Raw genomic sequence first — 15,331 nt, forward strand, 5'->3', positions numbered from 1 at the left:
TTTGTAGGCGCCGGCAAGCCGGCTCCTGCAATGTCGGGCTGTCAGGTGATTGCTGCCGGGCGATATTGCAGGGCCTCTTGCAGATGATGGCGAGCGATAGCGTCCGTTTGCTCCAGATCTGCCAGGGTGCGCGCCACCTTGAGCAGCCGGTGGGCCGCGCGCAGCGACAGTGTCAGCCGCTCGCAGGCAGTCTCCAGCCAGCCTTCATCGACCTTCGCCAGCGTGCAGTGTTGGCGAAGCCCAGGCAGATCCAGGAAAGCATTCGCACAACCCTGGCGCTGTAACTGGCGCTCCCGGGCCTCGGCAACCTCGGCCGAAGCCTTTGCAGTGTTATCGCCAGCCTGTTGGGTGGGGTTCAGCGCGGTGGTTTCCCGAGCGACGGTCAGGTGCAGGTCGATCCGGTCCATCAGCGGTCCGGACAGCTTGTTGCGATACCGCTGGATCTGCTCCGGCGTACAACGACAGCGCCCGCTGGGTTCGCCCAGATAGCCGCAAGGGCAGGGGTTCATCGCGGCCACCAGTTGAAAGCGCGCCGGGAATCTCACCCGGTCACGGGCGCGGGAAATCACGATATGCCCTGACTCCAGGGGTTCACGCAGTACCTCCAGCACCTTGCGATCAAACTCCGGCAATTCATCCAGGAACAGCACACCGTGATGAGCCAGGGTAATTTCCCCTGGCTGCGGTTTCGACCCGCCGCCCACCAATGCAGGGCCTGATGCCGAGTGATGTGGCTGGCGGAATGGCCGGTGCGGCCAATGGCTCAGTGGTGCCAGGCTGACGACCGACTGAATTGCTGCGACTTCCAAGGCTTCCTGCTCGCTCAACGGCGGCAGCAAACCCGGTAGGCGGCTTGCGAGCAGCGTCTTGCCCGTTCCTGGGGGCCCGCTGAACAGCACATTGTGTGCGCCCGCCGCTGCTATCAGCAGCGCGCGCTTGGCCGACAGTTGGCCCTGGACTTCACTCAGGTCCGGGTATGGCTTATTCAGATACAGCAAGCCATCGGATTTATAAGGCTCGATAGGCTGGTGCCCATTCAGGTGCGCCACCACTTGCAGCAAGTGATCCACCGCAATGACCTTCAACCCTGACGCCAGGCACGCTTCCTCCGCATTCGCCCGCGGCACTATCACGGTGCGCCCGGCTTTGCGTGCCGCCAGTGCCGCTGGCAATACGCCTTTCACCGCGCGCACTTCACCTGAGAGCGCCAACTCCCCGAGGCACTCCACATCGTCGAGCATCAACGCCGGTACCTGCACGCTGGCCGCGAGAATCCCCAGGGCAATCGCCAAGTCAAAGCGCCCGCCGTCCTTGGGCAGGTCGGCAGGCGCGAGGTTGAGGGTGATGCGACGGGCGGGGTATTGCAGCGCGGAGTTGAGGATGGCGCTGCGCACGCGGTCCTTGCTCTCCTTGACCGCCGTTTCCGGCAAACCCACCAGCGTCAGGGACGGCAAACCATTGGCCATGTGCACTTCGACAGTGACGGCAGGCGCTTCGACGCCGATCTGGGCGCGGCTGTGGACGATGGCGAGGGACATGCACATTCCTTGAAAAATAGAGGCCGCTTCCTGCGGTTTTTCAAAGGTAGTCGAGGGATTGCCGGGGCGGCGGATCAGACTTTTACAGGACGTATCAACGTGCAAAGGCGTCGGGATATTTATCCAGGTAGGCATCGTTGAGCTGCGTGTCGGGGGCGCGCATGAAGGTGCGAAAATCCGGGATCAGGAACACCAGCAGTGACAATCCCAGCACCATCACCCCCAGCGACGTGATGGTCAGTGCGACGCCGAGATGAGCAATCAAGCCGTTCATGGCAAAACTACCCAGCGGGCTGGCTGCAGCGGACAGGAACGACACGGTGGCAAAGATCCGATTGCGATGCGACTTGGGGGTCGCCAGCAACCTGACGGCAGAGGTCGGGATATTGATCAGCATCAGGCCCACCCCACCGCAGAAAAATGCCAGCGGCACGACGACCACTGATGAAAGTGTGCCGGCCAGCCACAGGTTGCCCCCCAACAGTGCAAAGCCCAGCGCGACACAGAAGTCACGGGGCATTCGCTCGGTCAGCCAGCCGGTGATCCTGTAGCTGCCCAGCAGGATGCCCAGGCCAAAGCAAGTATCCAACAGGCCGAGGTAGGTGACCGGGTAGTGGATAACGGTCTTGACGTAGAGCGGCAACAGGATCGTAAAGAATGGAAATAGCGCAAAGTTGACGAGCATCGCCACCAGGGCCAGGTAGAACTCGACCTTCACGCCATAGACCGCCTTGAAGCCCGAGTAAATCATGCGCCAGCCGTTGGCGGTCGGGGCTTGTTCATCCGGGGGGCTGGCACCGAGGTGGCGGGGGATCGATGCAATCAAGGCTGCCGCGCCAAGCATCGCAAAGAAGTCGACGGTAAACGCCAGCGTGGTGCCGAAACTGAAAATCAACGCGCTGGCCATGATTGGCCCAAGCAGGTTGGAAATGGACGAGAGCATGCTTTTGGTGCGCACGGCCAGTGAGACCTGATCGTCGCGCGCAAACAACGGAATAATCGAGGATTGCAGCGGGTCGCGGACGCCCGCGACGGCACTGCTGACCAGCATCAGGGCGCCGACGGTCCAGGGGTTGAACAGTTGCGTGGCAGAGAGCACCACCATCAACAGCGCGGTCAGCAGGCTGGTAAGAGAGGTGAGTTTGAGGATCAGGATCTTGTTGTACTTATCGCCCAGCCACCCCAGCAGGGGGCGGGCCAGTACCTCCGCTGCGATGGAGCAGGCGATCATGTTGGCGAAGGCGAGGGCTGAACCGGTTTGCTGCAAGGCCCACCAGGCCACGGCCAATTGGTTGCAGCGGCCACCAAGCACCACCAGCAAAAAGCTGAATTGTATTTTCAGCAGGCGCCGGTCGAGGGCCGGCAGGGCCCACATAGAGCGCTTGATATCGGTTATTCGCTCGGTGGATTCAACCGCGCTTCGAGCTCAGCGACTTTTGCTTCCAGGCTTTCCAGGCGTGCACGTGTGCGGGCCAGCACGACCATCTGGCTGTCGAATTCTTCCCGGCTCACCAGGTCGAGTTTGCTGAAACCGCTTTGCAGCAATGCCTTGAATTGGCTTTCGATTTCATTGCGGGGCAGGGGGGTGTCGCCGCTGAACAGGCGAGAGGCGTGGCCGCTCAGGGCGTCGAGGAGGTCTTTGGGCGCGAGCATGGGAAATATTCCGGAAAACTGTTGGCCGGCAGTGTATCACGCAGCGTCTATAGTCTTTTTTGACGTCCTTGGCGCACGGTTTTCGCGCAGGGGGTCGGGCGGCGACGCACTGTTTTTGTGCGCATTGGCACCGCCGAAAAGCCCAGTAGGTGGGCATAAGTGGGCAAAGGACTGATTTCAGTGATTTTTACGGAGCTGGCAAGGTTTCTGCTTAGACGATCATGACCCATGCACTGATGCAGTCGCTGTGACGAATGCAGTGCGCCGACGGATCAGGGGTACAGGTTTCGTCACCAGTGGTTCGCTGGCGTCGCAACGGCATCTGCTCTTGCGACGACGCGTTACAAAGCCAGGCACTGCGCTTAGACTTGAGACGGGTTTGTTTTCCTGGGGCAAGTCCACCAATTCGGGAGAGAGTTTTCATGAAGCTAGTCACTGCCATCATCAAGCCGTTCAAGTTGGACGATGTACGCGAGTCGTTGTCCGAGATCGGCGTGCAGGGCATTACCGTTACTGAGGTCAAAGGCTTCGGTCGGCAGAAGGGTCACACCGAGCTGTATCGCGGCGCGGAATACGTGGTCGATTTCCTGCCAAAGGTGAAGATTGATGTCGCCATTGACGACAAGGATCTTGACCGGGTTATCGAGGCGATAACCAAGGCAGCCAACACCGGCAAGATCGGTGACGGCAAGATCTTCGTGGTCAATCTGGAACAGGCTATTCGCATCCGTACCGGCGAAACCGATACCGACGCTATCTAAGCCGCCAAACCCCAACGCCCCAGGAGAAAACAATATGACTCTGCGTAAATTCGCAGGGCTCGGAGCCCTGTTGTCCATCGTAATGCCAAGCCTGGCCATGGCGGCAGACGAAGTGGCTGCTCCAGTCCTCAATTCCGGCGACACCGCGTGGATGCTCACATCCACCGCGCTGGTGCTGTTCATGACCATCCCAGGCCTGGCGCTGTTCTACGGCGGCATGGTGCGCTCCAAAAACATTCTTTCGGTGATGATGCAGTGCTTCGCCATCACTGGCCTGATCAGCGTGTTGTGGGTCATCTACGGCTACAGCATCGCGTTCGATACCACCGGTATGGAACAGGGCGTCGTCAACTTCAACTCCTTCTTCGGCGGCATGGGCAAGGCGTTCCTGGCGGGCGTTACCCCGGCCAGCATCACCGGGCCTGCAGCGTTGTTCCCGGAAGCGGTGTTCATCACCTTCCAGATGACCTTCGCCATCATCACCCCGGCGCTGATCGTCGGTGCGTTCGCTGAGCGTATGAAGTTCTCCGCGATGCTGATCTTCATGGCTATCTGGTTCACCCTCGTCTATGCGCCAATCGCGCACATGGTCTGGAGTGGTAACGGTGGCCTGCTGTGGGACTGGGGCGTGCTGGACTTCGCGGGCGGCACCGTGGTGCACATCAACGCCGGTGTGGCTGGCTTGGTGGCGTGCATCGTGCTCGGCAAGCGCAAAGGCTTCCCGACCACGCCGATGGCACCGCATAACCTGGGTTACACCCTGATCGGCGCGGCCATGCTGTGGGTGGGCTGGTTCGGTTTCAACGCCGGTTCCGCTGCTGCGGCCAATGGCACTGCCGGCATGGCGATGCTGGTCACCCAGATCGCTACCGCTGCTGCGGCACTGGGCTGGATGTTCGCCGAGTGGATCACCCACGGTAAGCCAAGCGCACTGGGCATTGCCTCGGGTGTGGTGGCGGGCCTGGTTGCCATCACCCCAGCCGCTGGCACTGTGGGCCCGATGGGCGCCCTGGTGATCGGCCTGGTGGCCGGTGTGATCTGCTTCTTCTGCGCCACCAGCCTCAAGCGCAAGCTGGGCTATGACGACTCCCTGGACGCATTCGGCGTGCACGGTATCGGCGGTATCGTCGGTGCGATCCTCACCGGTGTGTTCGCAGCCCCTGCACTGGGCGGTTTCGGCACTGTGACTGATGTGGCGGCACAGGTCTGGATCCAGGCCAAAGGTGTTGGCTTCACAGTGATCTACACCGCAATCGTGACCTACGTCATCCTCAAGGTACTGGACATGGTCATGGGCCTGCGGGTTACCGAAGAGGAAGAGGCTGTCGGCCTCGACCTGGCGCAACACAACGAACGCGGCTACAACTTGTAATAGTGTGAAAAAAAGATGCCCGGCTTGCCGGGCATTTTTTTGTCTGTTGTTTGTCAGTCATAACGAGCTGTACCGGTTTTTATCCAGTGTTTGTGATGGGATGCACACGGCACTTTTCTGCGTGCCAATGTCTTACAGGCATGTGGGCGTATTCGGCACTTTGTTTTTTCCCAGAGCGCGCTAGAATGCGCGCCGATGGGCGGAGAACTGTATGTGGCAACAGACCCTGATTACCCTGCGGGCCAAGCCCCGGGGCTTTCACTTGGTAACCGATGAGTTGCTGGCCGGCTTGCCTGAATTGAAGGCCTGCCGCGTGGGCTTGTTGCATCTGTGGCTGCAGCACACCTCGGCCTCGTTGACCGTCAACGAGAATGCCGACCCGGCGGTTCGCCGTGACTTCGAGCGTTATTTCAACTCGCTGGTGCCCCAAGGCCTTGCAGGGTTTGAACACAACGACGAAGGTCCGGATGACTTGCCGGCGCACTTCAAGGCCAGTCTCTTGGGCTGCCAGCTGAGTTTGCCGGTGAAGGCCGGCCGCTTGGCGATGGGGACCTGGCAAGGTGTTTATCTGGGCGAGCACCGTGATCATGGCGGTGCTCGTAAAGTCCTCGCCACCTTGCACGGTGATGGGGCATAAGCCACTGGTTATCCAGTGGATGTTGATTTTTTTCCAGCAGCCATCGACAGAGGGTGAAGCTGGGCTATAACTAATCTGCTTTTCGCAAGTCATGAGGTAGAACATGAGCGACGATGATCTGGAAAACGACGAACTCGAAGTAGGTGACGAAGACGACACCGAAGAAGGTCTTGAAGCGGCGGCGGAAGACGTTGCTGACGACGACGGTGGCGATGATGCACCTGTCCCGGCTGCCAAAGGCAAAGCCAAGGCAGCGGTGTCGGTAGACGAATTGCCGAGCGTTGAAGCCAAGAACAAAGAGCGTGATGCCCTGGCCCGTGCGATGGAAGAATTCCTCGCTAAAGGCGGCAAAGTGCAGGAAGTCGAGGCTAACGTGGTGGCAGACCCACCGAAGAAGCCAGACAACAAGTACGGCAGCCGACCTATCTAAGGTCAGTCATCCGCTTGTAGGAAAAGCCCGCCGTCGCTGCGGGCTTTTTCATGCCTGGCGCAATACCCTGTGGGAGCGAGCTTGCCCGCGATGGCGCAGTGTCAGCCAGTAAAAATGTGCCTGATAGACCGCTATCGCAGGCAAGCCAGCTCCCACATTGGGTTCGGTGTCAGTTCCAGCTGCGGAGCAATTCTGGCAGCTCCGCCAGGTTACGAATCTCGGCATCCGGACGCTTATCCGCATCCCACGCCTTGCCCGTCGGGTTAAACCACACCGCTCGAAGCCCCGCCTGCTGCGCCCCAGCAATGTCATCCCCTGGGTGATCGCCAACATGCACCGCGGCATTGGCATCCACCCCACCACGCTGCAACGCCTCCTGAAACAAACGCGCATCCGGCTTGGCAATGCCGATATCTTCGGCGCGCAAGGCAAAATGAAAGTAATCCGCCAGGCCCACGCGCTGCACGTCGGCATTGCCATTGGTGATCACCCCCAGCAAAAAGTGCTGGCGCAGGGCTTGCAGCATCGGCTCGGCTTCCGGGAACACCGTGAGCTGGTGGCGCGCATGGATGAACGCTTCAAAGCACACATCCGCCATTTCCGTGGCTTCGGGCTGCGGATAACCCGCCTCTTCAAACGCATGCATCAACACCCGGTGGCGCAGGATGCTGATACGGTGTTTGAGCTCGGGATGACGTTGCAGCACCTGCTGGCGCAGGCTGGCGAAGTGCTCGAGGGGCAGGTCGCCGACCTTGGTCGCATGGGTGGCCAGCCATTCGCGCATCGACGCTTCGGCGCTGATGATGACGGGTACGTTGTCCCAGAGTGTGTCGTCCAGGTCGAAGGTGATCAGCTTGATACTCATGAGTCGCCGCCCTTGATGCGTTTGGCCCGTGGATGGGCGCTGTCGTAGACCGTTGCCAGGTGTTGGAAATCCAGGTGGGTGTAGATCTGTGTGGTCTTGATGTCGGAGTGGCCGAGCAGCTCTTGAACCGCGCGCAGGTCCTGCGACGACTCCAGCATGTGGCTGGCAAAGGAGTGTCGCAGCATGTGTGGGTGCAGGTTCTGCCCCAGTTCGCGCTCGCCGGCGGCCTTGACCCGCAACTGGATCGCGCGCGGCCCCAGGCGCCGGCCTTGCTGGCTTACAAACACGGCATCATCCGCCGGGTTGGTCAGCAGGCGCAGCGGCAGCCACAACTGCAGGGCGTCCCGGGCTTTGCGGCCTACCGGCAGGACGCGGGTCTTGCTGCCCTTGCCGAGCACCTGCACCAAGCCGTCCGCCAGGTCCAGGTGCTCCAGGTTCAGGCCGGTCAGTTCTGACAAGCGCAAACCCGATGAGTAGAACAGCTCCAGGATCGCCTGGTCGCGATGAGCCAGGAAGTCGTCCTCGACGGCGCCATCCAGCAATTGCAAGGCGCGATCGGTGTCCAGGGTCTTGGGCAGGCGCCGCTCACCCTTGGGCGGCGACAGGCCGTTGGCCGGGTCGTGGTCGCACAGGCCTTCGCGGTTCAGGTAGTGATAGAGCCCACGCACCGCCGAGAGCAGGCGCGACAGGCTGCGCGAGGATTGGCCGGCCTGGTGCAGGCGCGCGATCAGGCTGCGCAGGCTCTGGATATCCAGGGCCTTCCAGCTGCTGATCTGTTGTTTTTCGCAGTACGCCAGGACCTTGTTCAGGTCCCGTCGATAGGCTTCCAGGGTGTGGGGCGACACCTGGCGCTCGTTGCGCAGGTGCGCGCAGTAAGCGTCCAGTTGCCGTTCCATGGCTAGCGCACCGCGCGCAGGGCGGTGGTGAAGCGCGGCAAGACGCGGCCCAGCACTTCGGCGATGTAGGTCAGGAACAAGGTGCCCACGGAGCTCTTGTAGTGCTGAGGATCACGGCTGGCGATGGCCAACACGCCGTGCAGGCCTTGATGGCTGAGGGCGACCACGGCGGTGGAGCCGATCTGTTTGCGTTGCTCGGCGCCAAACAGAAAGTCCAACTCATGCTCACGCAAGGTGCCGCTGATGGTCTTGCCTTCGGACAACAGGCCGCCGATGGCGGTTTGTGCGTCGCTGCCGCTGACCCAGCGACCCACCGGCATCGGGTTGTCGCTGAACAGGATCAGGCTCACGAACGGCACCTGGAAGTCCTGGCGCAGGCTGTCTTCGACGGCGATCACCGTTTCTTCCAGGCTGGTGGCGTCCATCAGCGTCAGGATCAGGCGGCGGGTTTTCTCGAACAGGCGGTCGTTGTCGCGGGCGACGTCCATCAGGTGCGAGAGCTTGTGGCGCATTTCGATATTGCGCTCACGCAGGATCTTCATCTGCCGCTCCACCAGCGACACGGTATCCCCGCGTTGATGGGGGATGCGCAGTGCCGGCAGCAACTCTTCGTGTTCGACGAAGAAGTCCGGATTAGCCTCAAGGTACGCCGCGACGGTAGCGGCCTCCAGGCTGTCGCTCGGGGTTGCTTGTGCGGGTACTTGAGGCTTATCGGTCATTGGCTTGACTCACTCATAGACGGACCTGTCCTTCGTATACGCGCGAGGCCGGCCCGGTCATCATCACCGGGTGGCCAGGGCCTGCCCACTCGATGGACAAGCGTCCACCGGGCAGGTCGATCAGCAGCGGCGAATCCATCCACCCCTGGCTGATCGCGGCCACGGCAGCGGCGCATGCACCGGTACCGCAGGCCTGGGTTTCGCCGGCGCCGCGTTCCCACACACGCAATTGCGCTCGGGAACGGTCGATCACCTGCAGGAAGCCCACGTTGACCCGAGCCGGAAAGCGCGGGTGGTGTTCGATCTTCGGCCCCAATTCATGCACGGGCGCGTTGTTGATGTCGTTGACCCGCAGCACCGCGTGGGGGTTGCCCATGGACACGGCAGCAATGTCGACGGTCTTGCCGTCAACGTCCAACGCATAGCTGACGGCCTGCTCGGTGGCCTGGAATGGAATATCCGCCGGCACCAGGCGTGGCGCGCCCATGTTGACGCTGATCTGGCCGTCGCTGCGGATGTCCAGGTCGATCACGCCGCTCTTGGTCTCGACACGGATCTGCCGCTTGGCGGTCAGGCGCTTGTCCAGCACAAAGCGTGCGAAGCAGCGCGCACCGTTGCCGCACTGTTCCACTTCGGAACCGTCGGAGTTGAAGATCCGATAACGGAAATCCACCTCGGGGTTGCTCGGCGCCTCGACGATCAGCAACTGGTCGAAACCAATGCCGGTGTGGCGATCGCCCCACTGTTTGGCGTGTTTGGGCAGGATATGCGCGTGCTGGCTGACCAGGTCGAGGACCATGAAATCATTGCCCAGCCCGTGCATCTTGGTAAAACGCAGCAGCATGGCTTACTCCGGCAGCAGGCTTTCGCCAGCATACAACTCGGCTACCGTCTCGCGGCGACGCACTTCAAACGCTTGATCACCGTCCACCAGCACCTCGGCGGTACGTCCGCGGGTGTTGTAGTTGGAACTCATGACAAACCCGTAGGCACCGGCCGAATGCACAGCCAGCAGATCGCCTTCTTCCAGGGCCAACTGACGATCCTTGGCCAGGAAGTCGCCGGTCTCGCAGATCGGGCCGACGATGTCGTAGGCGCGGGCTTCGCTGTCGCGAGGCGTCACGGCGGTGACATTCATCCAGGCCTGGTACAGCGCCGGGCGGATCAGGTCGTTCATCGCCGCGTCGACGATGGCGAAATCCTTGTGCTCGGTGTGCTTGAGGTACTCGACCTGGGTCAGCAGCACGCCCGCGTTGGCGACGATGTAGCGGCCCGGCTCGAACATCAGCGTCAGGTCACGGCCTTCGATGCGCTCGCGCACGGCTTGGATATAGTCGGCAATCAGCGGCGGCTCTTCGTCGCGATAGCGCACGCCCACGCCACCACCCAGATCGATGTGGTGCAGGTAAATGCCGCATTCGCCGAGACGATCGATCAGTGCCAACAGGCGGTCGAGCGCATCCAGGAACGGAGGCAGGCTGGTCAGTTGCGAACCGATGTGGCAGTCGACGCCCAGCACTTCCAGGTTTGGCAGTTGGGCAGCGCGGATGTACACGTCTTCGGCGTCGGCGATGGCGATACCGAACTTGTTCTCTTTGAGACCGGTGGAAATGTACGGGTGGGTGCCGGCGTCGACGTCCGGGTTGACGCGCAGGGAGATCGGCGCGCGAACCCCCATCTCGGCGGCCACGACTTGCAGGCGCTCGAGTTCGTCGGTGGATTCGATGTTGAAGCAATGCACGCCGACTTCCAGGGCGCGGCGCATGTCTTCGCGGGTCTTGCCGACGCCGGAGAAGACGATCTTTTCAGCCTTGCCGCCGGCAGCCAGTACACGTTCCAGCTCGCCACGGGAAACGATGTCGAAACCAGCGCCGAGGCGTGCCAGGACATTCAGGACACCCAGGTTGGAGTTGGCCTTGACCGCGTAGCACACCAGGTGCGGTACGCCGTCAAGCGCGTCAGTGAACGAGCGGTACTGGGCTTCGATATGCGCACGGGAATACACATAGGTCGGGGTGCCAAAGCGCTCGGCAATCGCGGACAACGCCACGCCTTCCGCGAACAGCTCGCCGTCCCGGTAGTTAAAAGCGTCCATGGAGTACCCTTATTCGTAGGTGTCGTGCTTATGCGCTTTGGATGGTTTTTGCGACGACTGCGCCTGTTCATTCGGGTCTTTGCTGTCATCGGGCAGGTACAACGGGCCTTTCTGACCACAGGCACTAACGAGGCAAGCGACCGCGACGAGCGCAGCAAGGGAAGAGATCAGGCGCTTCATGGCGAAATCCTTGAATATGCATTAATTGCGCCCGAGTATACCGACCACCCGCCAGCTTGCCTATGCGCTGGAATACCCGTCCGGCGGGGGTTTGCCGAGACGGTTAGGATGCGGACTACGCTGGTTGAGGATATTTCACACCGTCAATCGTATTGAAATCGGTATCCTTTGCAATCGGCGGGGCGCGCCCGTATCGTGCGGCGCTTGAGCAAAACCAGACACTTTTGAGGTTGCCACAATGAGTTTGACCGAAGCCCGTTTTCACGACCTGGTGGATTCGACCCAGCAGGCGCTGGAGGATATTTTCGACGACAGCGGCCTGGACGTGGACCTGGAAAACTCGGCCGGCGTGCTGACCGTCAAGTTCGACAGCGGCCAGCAACTGATCTTCAGTCGCCAGGAACCGCTGCGCCAACTGTGGCTGGCGGCGCGCTCCGGTGGCGTGCACTTCGACTACGACGAAGAAAGCGGCAAATGGCAGTGCGACAAGAGTGAAGAGCTGCTGAGTGAAATGCTCGCGCGCCTGGTCAGCGAGTACACCGGCGCCGACCTGGATTTCGACGAGATCTGACCGTGACCCAGCCTGCACCCGTTCGCCCGCCGAAGCCGCTGTTCAGTAATGTCAGCCCCGCGGTGCCCTCACCTTGTATCAGTTTGTGTCGCCTGGACGAGCAGAAAGTCTGCCTCGGCTGCTTCCGTCACGTGGAAGATATCCGTGAATGGCGCTCTGCCGACGATGCCCGGCGCCGCGTGATCTGCGCCGAGGCCGAGCAGCGCCGGGCCCACGCCTGAGGCCGTCTTGTTTATTTGTGACGCTGTGGTAGTGTCCGGGTACGCCTCAACTCATCGAGGCCCGTGAGAACCCCGCCTTTTCCTGGCGGGGTTTTGCTTTTTTGTGCAGAAAAAAGGAGTCTGCCTGAATCATGACCACCGCACCGTCCATCATCCTCACCCGTCTTGACGTGCAGCGTCTGGAGCAACTGATCGACCGCTTGGGCGACGAATCTCCCGGCGTCGAAGCGTTGCAAGCCGAACTCGACCGCGCCGAAGACGTGGTTGGTCACGATGAAGTGCCTGCGGGTGTCGTGACCATGAACTCCAGCGTGCATTGCCGTGAGCAAGGCAGCGGCAAGGACTACCACCTGACTCTGGTCTACCCGAAAGACGCGAACGCCGACGAAGGCAAGATCTCGATCCTGGCGCCCGTGGGCAGCGCCTTGCTCGGCCTGCAGGTGGGTCAGCACATTGACTGGCCAGCACCGGGCGGCAAGACGCTCAAGCTGGAGCTGCTCAGCGTTGAAGGCCAACCTAAAGACGGTGGAGCCTTTCCCCTTTAAATCTGGCTCAGCGCCTCGTTGAGCGACAGCTCAAGTTCGGCCTTGTAACGCAAGTACAGGTTGCTTGGGCTTTGCACATCGCCGAGCAGGCCGGACAGGTCCAGGTCCGTGATGTAGCAGCGGTAACGTTCGGCTTCCCGGCGTTGCCCGACGATCTCCAGGGCGACCACTGCAAACAGCTGGTCGCCAAATTCCAGTTCGGAAAACTCCCGCTGATTGCAATACAGGGTAATTCCCACTTGGCCTGGCGCTGCCTTGCCGATAATCGCCTGCACATCGTAAAACGGCTTGTTCGCCGGGTTTGTTGGCGCTGGCCGAGGTTCGATGCCGCGTGCGCGTCCACTGCCCGACGGCAATAGCTGGTAATACAAGACGTGCACTGCACCCAGCGGCTGTTGCGGGTCCAGCGGGGACAACGCGTCCCGGCGGTAAATGATCGACTGCAAGAAGCGCTGCAAGGGCGCCAACAGGCTCTGTTCATCATGAAACGGCAGGCGCTGTTGCCAGAGCGCATTGAATTCATCCAGCACATACAGCTCGGCAAAACCTTCGTTGACCCGGTAGAACACCTGTACGCAATCGGCCATGCCCATGGGCAGCAGCAGGGCCAGGTCGTGGTCTTCCAGAGCCATGGCGTCCAGGTGCAGTGGGCTGTAGCTGGCCAGCTCCTCGCTGAGGTAGGCGATCAGCGCATCCTGGGTCGGCAGGGATACATGGGTGGCCTGGCCCGGCATCAGTTCCATCACGTGATAATGCTGCTGCACCTGGAGCAGATAGCGGTGATTGCCTTGGCCCAACAGCAGGTTCTGAGCGGTGTCGAAGATTTCTTCCACACGCAGGGCAATGAACTGCGCACGGTTGTGACAGAAGCAGCGCACTCGCAGGCGGGGCAGATGGTCGGGTGGTAACTGGTTGAGGTAGTCGCGCAGGCAGTCGAGCAACGCGTGGGGGCCGTCGTAGCGGCTGACCATCACCTCGTTCCAGCTATTGAGCGTGACCTGGTCCAGGGTCAGCACCAGGTTGTCGCGCACCCCGGCGTAACTCAGGGAGTCGGTGCGCTCGGTGGTCATCAGGATATTCAGGTCGCGGTGATGCTTGAGCGGGTCGACGCCGACGTTGATCAGCAACAACACTTCCTCCGGCACGGCCGAGCGCAGCAGGCGGTCTTCATCCACGCTGGCCAGGGGCAGGGCGATGGTCTGTTGCAGGCTGCCCAGCAGGTTGAACAGCTCGAATTCGGTCATGTCGCTGGTGCCGGGGTGCAAGGCCAGGCGCGTGCTGCTGTCGATCACGCCGTTGCGGTGGCACCAGGTGAGCATCTCGAGCAGGTCGCGGCTGCGCTTGATCGGCGCGAAGTGCTCCCATTCCAGAGCCGTAAGGTTGCCGTTGTACAGGCCCCAGTGGTGCTGGCCGGGCTCCTTGCGGTTGGGCGATTGCACCAATGTCAGGGTGTCTTCGGCCAGGTCCGGGGCGATGCCGGGGTTGATGAACTCGACTTTGCCGGCCTTGCGCTCGAACGCGGCGTATAGGCGTCGTCCCAGCACATTGAGGTCGCGCTTGTTGATCAGGCTGACGGTCTGTTCGGTGCGGGCGAACTGGGTCAGGAAGCGATAACTGTAATTGAGCTCGCTGACCAGCGCGCGGCGCTCGGAGGCTACCTGGCGCACCTTCCATTGGCTGCGGCTGTCCAGCAGCGCCAATTGGCGCTGGTCCCAGCCCCATTCATGGGCCAGGCGCTTCAGCAGCAGCCGTTGCCAGCTGGTGGTGCGCTGCCCGGCGCTGAGTTTGCGATTGACCTTCAGGTACAGCGCGCGCCGCACCAACTCCAGGCGCTCGGGCTCGTTGCGGGCCTTGAGGTATTCCTCGATGCGGCGGTACACCACGATGTAGGGGTCGAGTTCGTCCAGGTCCATTTGGTTGGCGAATACCGCACGCTTGAAGCGTAGGCTCAGGCAGTGCACCTTCGGGTGTTCGCTGGCGTAGACCTCGGTCAGCAGCAGCTTGAGCACGGATTTGTAGGGCGACTCGATGCCCTTGAATAGCTGCCACAGCCCGGCGCCGATGAATTCGCCCGGCGGGATGCGCGCCAGGTGGCCGAGGTCCAGGGTTTCATCGGCGCGGATAAAACGCTTGGAAATCAGCGTGTGGGTGAACTCGGCATAGCGCGTCTCTTCATACACCGGCACCAGCCACCAGATCGGCGTGCGCCCGGCCAGCCAGATGGCGGTGCGGTAGAACTCATCGAGCAGCAGGTAATGCTGGGTCGTGCCGCAATCATCGGAACTCAGTTGCGTGTCGCGCTCACCGAGCACAAAGCGTGTCGGTTCGATCAGGAAGAAGTGCGCCTCGGCGCCCATGGTCAGGGCCCAGGCTTCCAGCAACTGGCATTTTTTGCGCAGTTCGGCCAGTTCGCTCTCACTCAGGTCGGCGGCGTGGCAGACCCACACGTCCATATCGCTCTGGTCGGCCTGGGCCAGGGTGCCGAGGCTGCCCATCAGGTACAGGCCGTGGATAGGCCGCGGCGGGTTGCCGTGGCGCGGCTTGTAGGAGAAAGAGCGGGTCAGGCGCTGGGCTTCTGCCAGGGCCTGGACATCCGGTTCGAAATTCGACAAGCCGGCTGGCGTACTGCCCGACACATAGCCGGGCAGCAGCGGGTGGTTGACGTGGAAGAACAGCGGCAACAGGTTCAGCACGCTTTGCTGGCGCGGCGTCAGCCCCTCGACGGCACGGGCCATGCGGCCGTCATTGAGGGCCATGAAACGCGCGCGCAATTGGGCCAGCACCTTGCGGTCGATGCCTTCGTCCAGGTCGGGGCGGATTTCATGGGTGCGGGTCATGTCGAACTCGG

The 15,331-nt window shown here is 61.6% G+C and carries 17 protein-coding genes; 7 read left to right on the top strand and 10 right to left on the bottom strand.

The features are described from left to right. Window positions 1-41: 41 nt before the first annotated feature. The 3 genes from CWC48_RS11495 to CWC48_RS11505 all read right to left on the bottom strand — a co-directional run bounded on the left by CWC48_RS11495 (window position 42) and on the right by CWC48_RS11505 (window position 3,191). Window positions 42-1,538, bottom strand: a complete 1,497-nt coding sequence (locus CWC48_RS11495) for a YifB family Mg chelatase-like AAA ATPase (RefSeq protein WP_100491890.1) — start codon at window positions 1,536-1,538, stop codon at window positions 42-44. A 94-nt stretch (window positions 1,539-1,632) separates the two neighbouring features. Beyond that, window positions 1,633-2,913 carry an MFS transporter gene (locus tag CWC48_RS11500; RefSeq protein ID WP_100491891.1) on the bottom strand — a complete coding sequence of 427 codons (1,281 nt, stop codon included), beginning with the start codon at window positions 2,911-2,913 and terminating at the stop codon, window positions 1,633-1,635. A gap of 17 nt (window positions 2,914-2,930) precedes the next feature. Continuing rightward, window positions 2,931-3,191: an accessory factor UbiK family protein gene (locus CWC48_RS11505; RefSeq protein WP_078050693.1), complete on the bottom strand. Its 261-nt coding sequence runs from the start codon at window positions 3,189-3,191 to the stop codon at window positions 2,931-2,933. Between the two features lie 422 nt (window positions 3,192-3,613). Here CWC48_RS11505 and glnK point away from each other — a divergent pair, with 422 nt between their 5' ends. The 4 genes from glnK (at window position 3,614) to sutA (ending at window position 6,391) form a co-directional block, all read left to right on the top strand. Then, window positions 3,614-3,952, top strand: coding sequence for a P-II family nitrogen regulator (gene glnK, locus CWC48_RS11510; RefSeq protein WP_002555808.1), 339 nt, complete (start codon window positions 3,614-3,616; stop codon window positions 3,950-3,952). Window positions 3,953-3,986: 34 nt separating this feature from the next. Beyond that, window positions 3,987-5,324 (top strand): ammonium transporter, encoded by a 1,338-nt coding sequence (locus CWC48_RS11515; RefSeq protein ID WP_100491892.1) that lies wholly within the window; start codon window positions 3,987-3,989, stop codon window positions 5,322-5,324. 211 nt (window positions 5,325-5,535) lie between these two features. Next, complete coding sequence (locus CWC48_RS11520) at window positions 5,536-5,961, top strand: secondary thiamine-phosphate synthase enzyme YjbQ (RefSeq protein WP_010567185.1); 426 nt, start codon at window positions 5,536-5,538, stop codon at window positions 5,959-5,961. A gap of 103 nt (window positions 5,962-6,064) precedes the next feature. After that, complete coding sequence (sutA, locus tag CWC48_RS11525) at window positions 6,065-6,391, top strand: transcriptional regulator SutA (RefSeq protein ID WP_015886504.1); 327 nt, start codon at window positions 6,065-6,067, stop codon at window positions 6,389-6,391. Window positions 6,392-6,560: 169 nt separating this feature from the next. Here the strand turns inward: sutA and CWC48_RS11530 are convergent, their stop codons facing one another. From CWC48_RS11530 to CWC48_RS11555, 6 genes are read right to left on the bottom strand one after another with little or no spacing between them, the layout of a single operon-like run. Then, window positions 6,561-7,256, bottom strand: a complete 696-nt coding sequence (locus CWC48_RS11530; RefSeq protein WP_099493203.1) for an HAD family hydrolase — start codon at window positions 7,254-7,256, stop codon at window positions 6,561-6,563. Continuing rightward, window positions 7,253-8,152 (bottom strand): tyrosine recombinase XerC, encoded by a 900-nt coding sequence (gene xerC, locus CWC48_RS11535; protein ID WP_078050689.1) that lies wholly within the window; start codon window positions 8,150-8,152, stop codon window positions 7,253-7,255. The genes CWC48_RS11530 and xerC overlap by 4 nt, the downstream gene beginning before the upstream one ends. Window positions 8,153-8,154: 2 nt before the next feature. Continuing rightward, window positions 8,155-8,871 (bottom strand): DUF484 family protein, encoded by a 717-nt coding sequence (locus CWC48_RS11540; protein WP_099493202.1) that lies wholly within the window; start codon window positions 8,869-8,871, stop codon window positions 8,155-8,157. A 13-nt stretch (window positions 8,872-8,884) separates the two neighbouring features. Beyond that, complete coding sequence (dapF, locus tag CWC48_RS11545; RefSeq protein ID WP_099493201.1) at window positions 8,885-9,715, bottom strand: diaminopimelate epimerase; 831 nt, start codon at window positions 9,713-9,715, stop codon at window positions 8,885-8,887. A 3-nt stretch (window positions 9,716-9,718) separates the two neighbouring features. Further along, window positions 9,719-10,966 carry a diaminopimelate decarboxylase gene (gene lysA, locus CWC48_RS11550; protein ID WP_099493200.1) on the bottom strand — a complete coding sequence of 416 codons (1,248 nt, stop codon included), beginning with the start codon at window positions 10,964-10,966 and terminating at the stop codon, window positions 9,719-9,721. Between the two features lie 9 nt (window positions 10,967-10,975). Continuing rightward, window positions 10,976-11,146, bottom strand: coding sequence for a lipoprotein (locus tag CWC48_RS11555; protein ID WP_010207449.1), 171 nt, complete (start codon window positions 11,144-11,146; stop codon window positions 10,976-10,978). A gap of 238 nt (window positions 11,147-11,384) precedes the next feature. Here CWC48_RS11555 and cyaY point away from each other — a divergent pair, with 238 nt between their 5' ends. The 3 genes from cyaY (at window position 11,385) to rnk (ending at window position 12,483) form a co-directional block, all read left to right on the top strand. After that, window positions 11,385-11,717: an iron donor protein CyaY gene (cyaY, locus tag CWC48_RS11560; protein ID WP_033897501.1), complete on the top strand. Its 333-nt coding sequence runs from the start codon at window positions 11,385-11,387 to the stop codon at window positions 11,715-11,717. A 2-nt stretch (window positions 11,718-11,719) separates the two neighbouring features. Beyond that, window positions 11,720-11,938, top strand: coding sequence for a DUF1289 domain-containing protein (locus tag CWC48_RS11565; protein ID WP_015886498.1), 219 nt, complete (start codon window positions 11,720-11,722; stop codon window positions 11,936-11,938). 131 nt (window positions 11,939-12,069) lie between these two features. Further along, the gene (gene rnk / locus CWC48_RS11570; RefSeq protein ID WP_010207444.1) at window positions 12,070-12,483 is read left to right on the top strand and encodes a nucleoside diphosphate kinase regulator; all 414 of its coding nucleotides are present in this window, start codon (window positions 12,070-12,072) and stop codon (window positions 12,481-12,483) included. Here rnk and CWC48_RS11575 read toward each other — a convergent pair. Next, window positions 12,480-15,320, bottom strand: a complete 2,841-nt coding sequence (locus tag CWC48_RS11575) for a class I adenylate cyclase (protein ID WP_100491893.1) — start codon at window positions 15,318-15,320, stop codon at window positions 12,480-12,482. The two genes, rnk and CWC48_RS11575, sit on opposite strands and share 4 nt — an antisense overlap. Between the last annotated feature and the right edge of the window lie 11 nt (window positions 15,321-15,331).

This window comes from Pseudomonas sp. S10E 269 (assembly GCF_002798465.1).
GTDB classification, from domain to species: domain Bacteria; phylum Pseudomonadota; class Gammaproteobacteria; order Pseudomonadales; family Pseudomonadaceae; genus Aquipseudomonas; species Aquipseudomonas pergaminensis.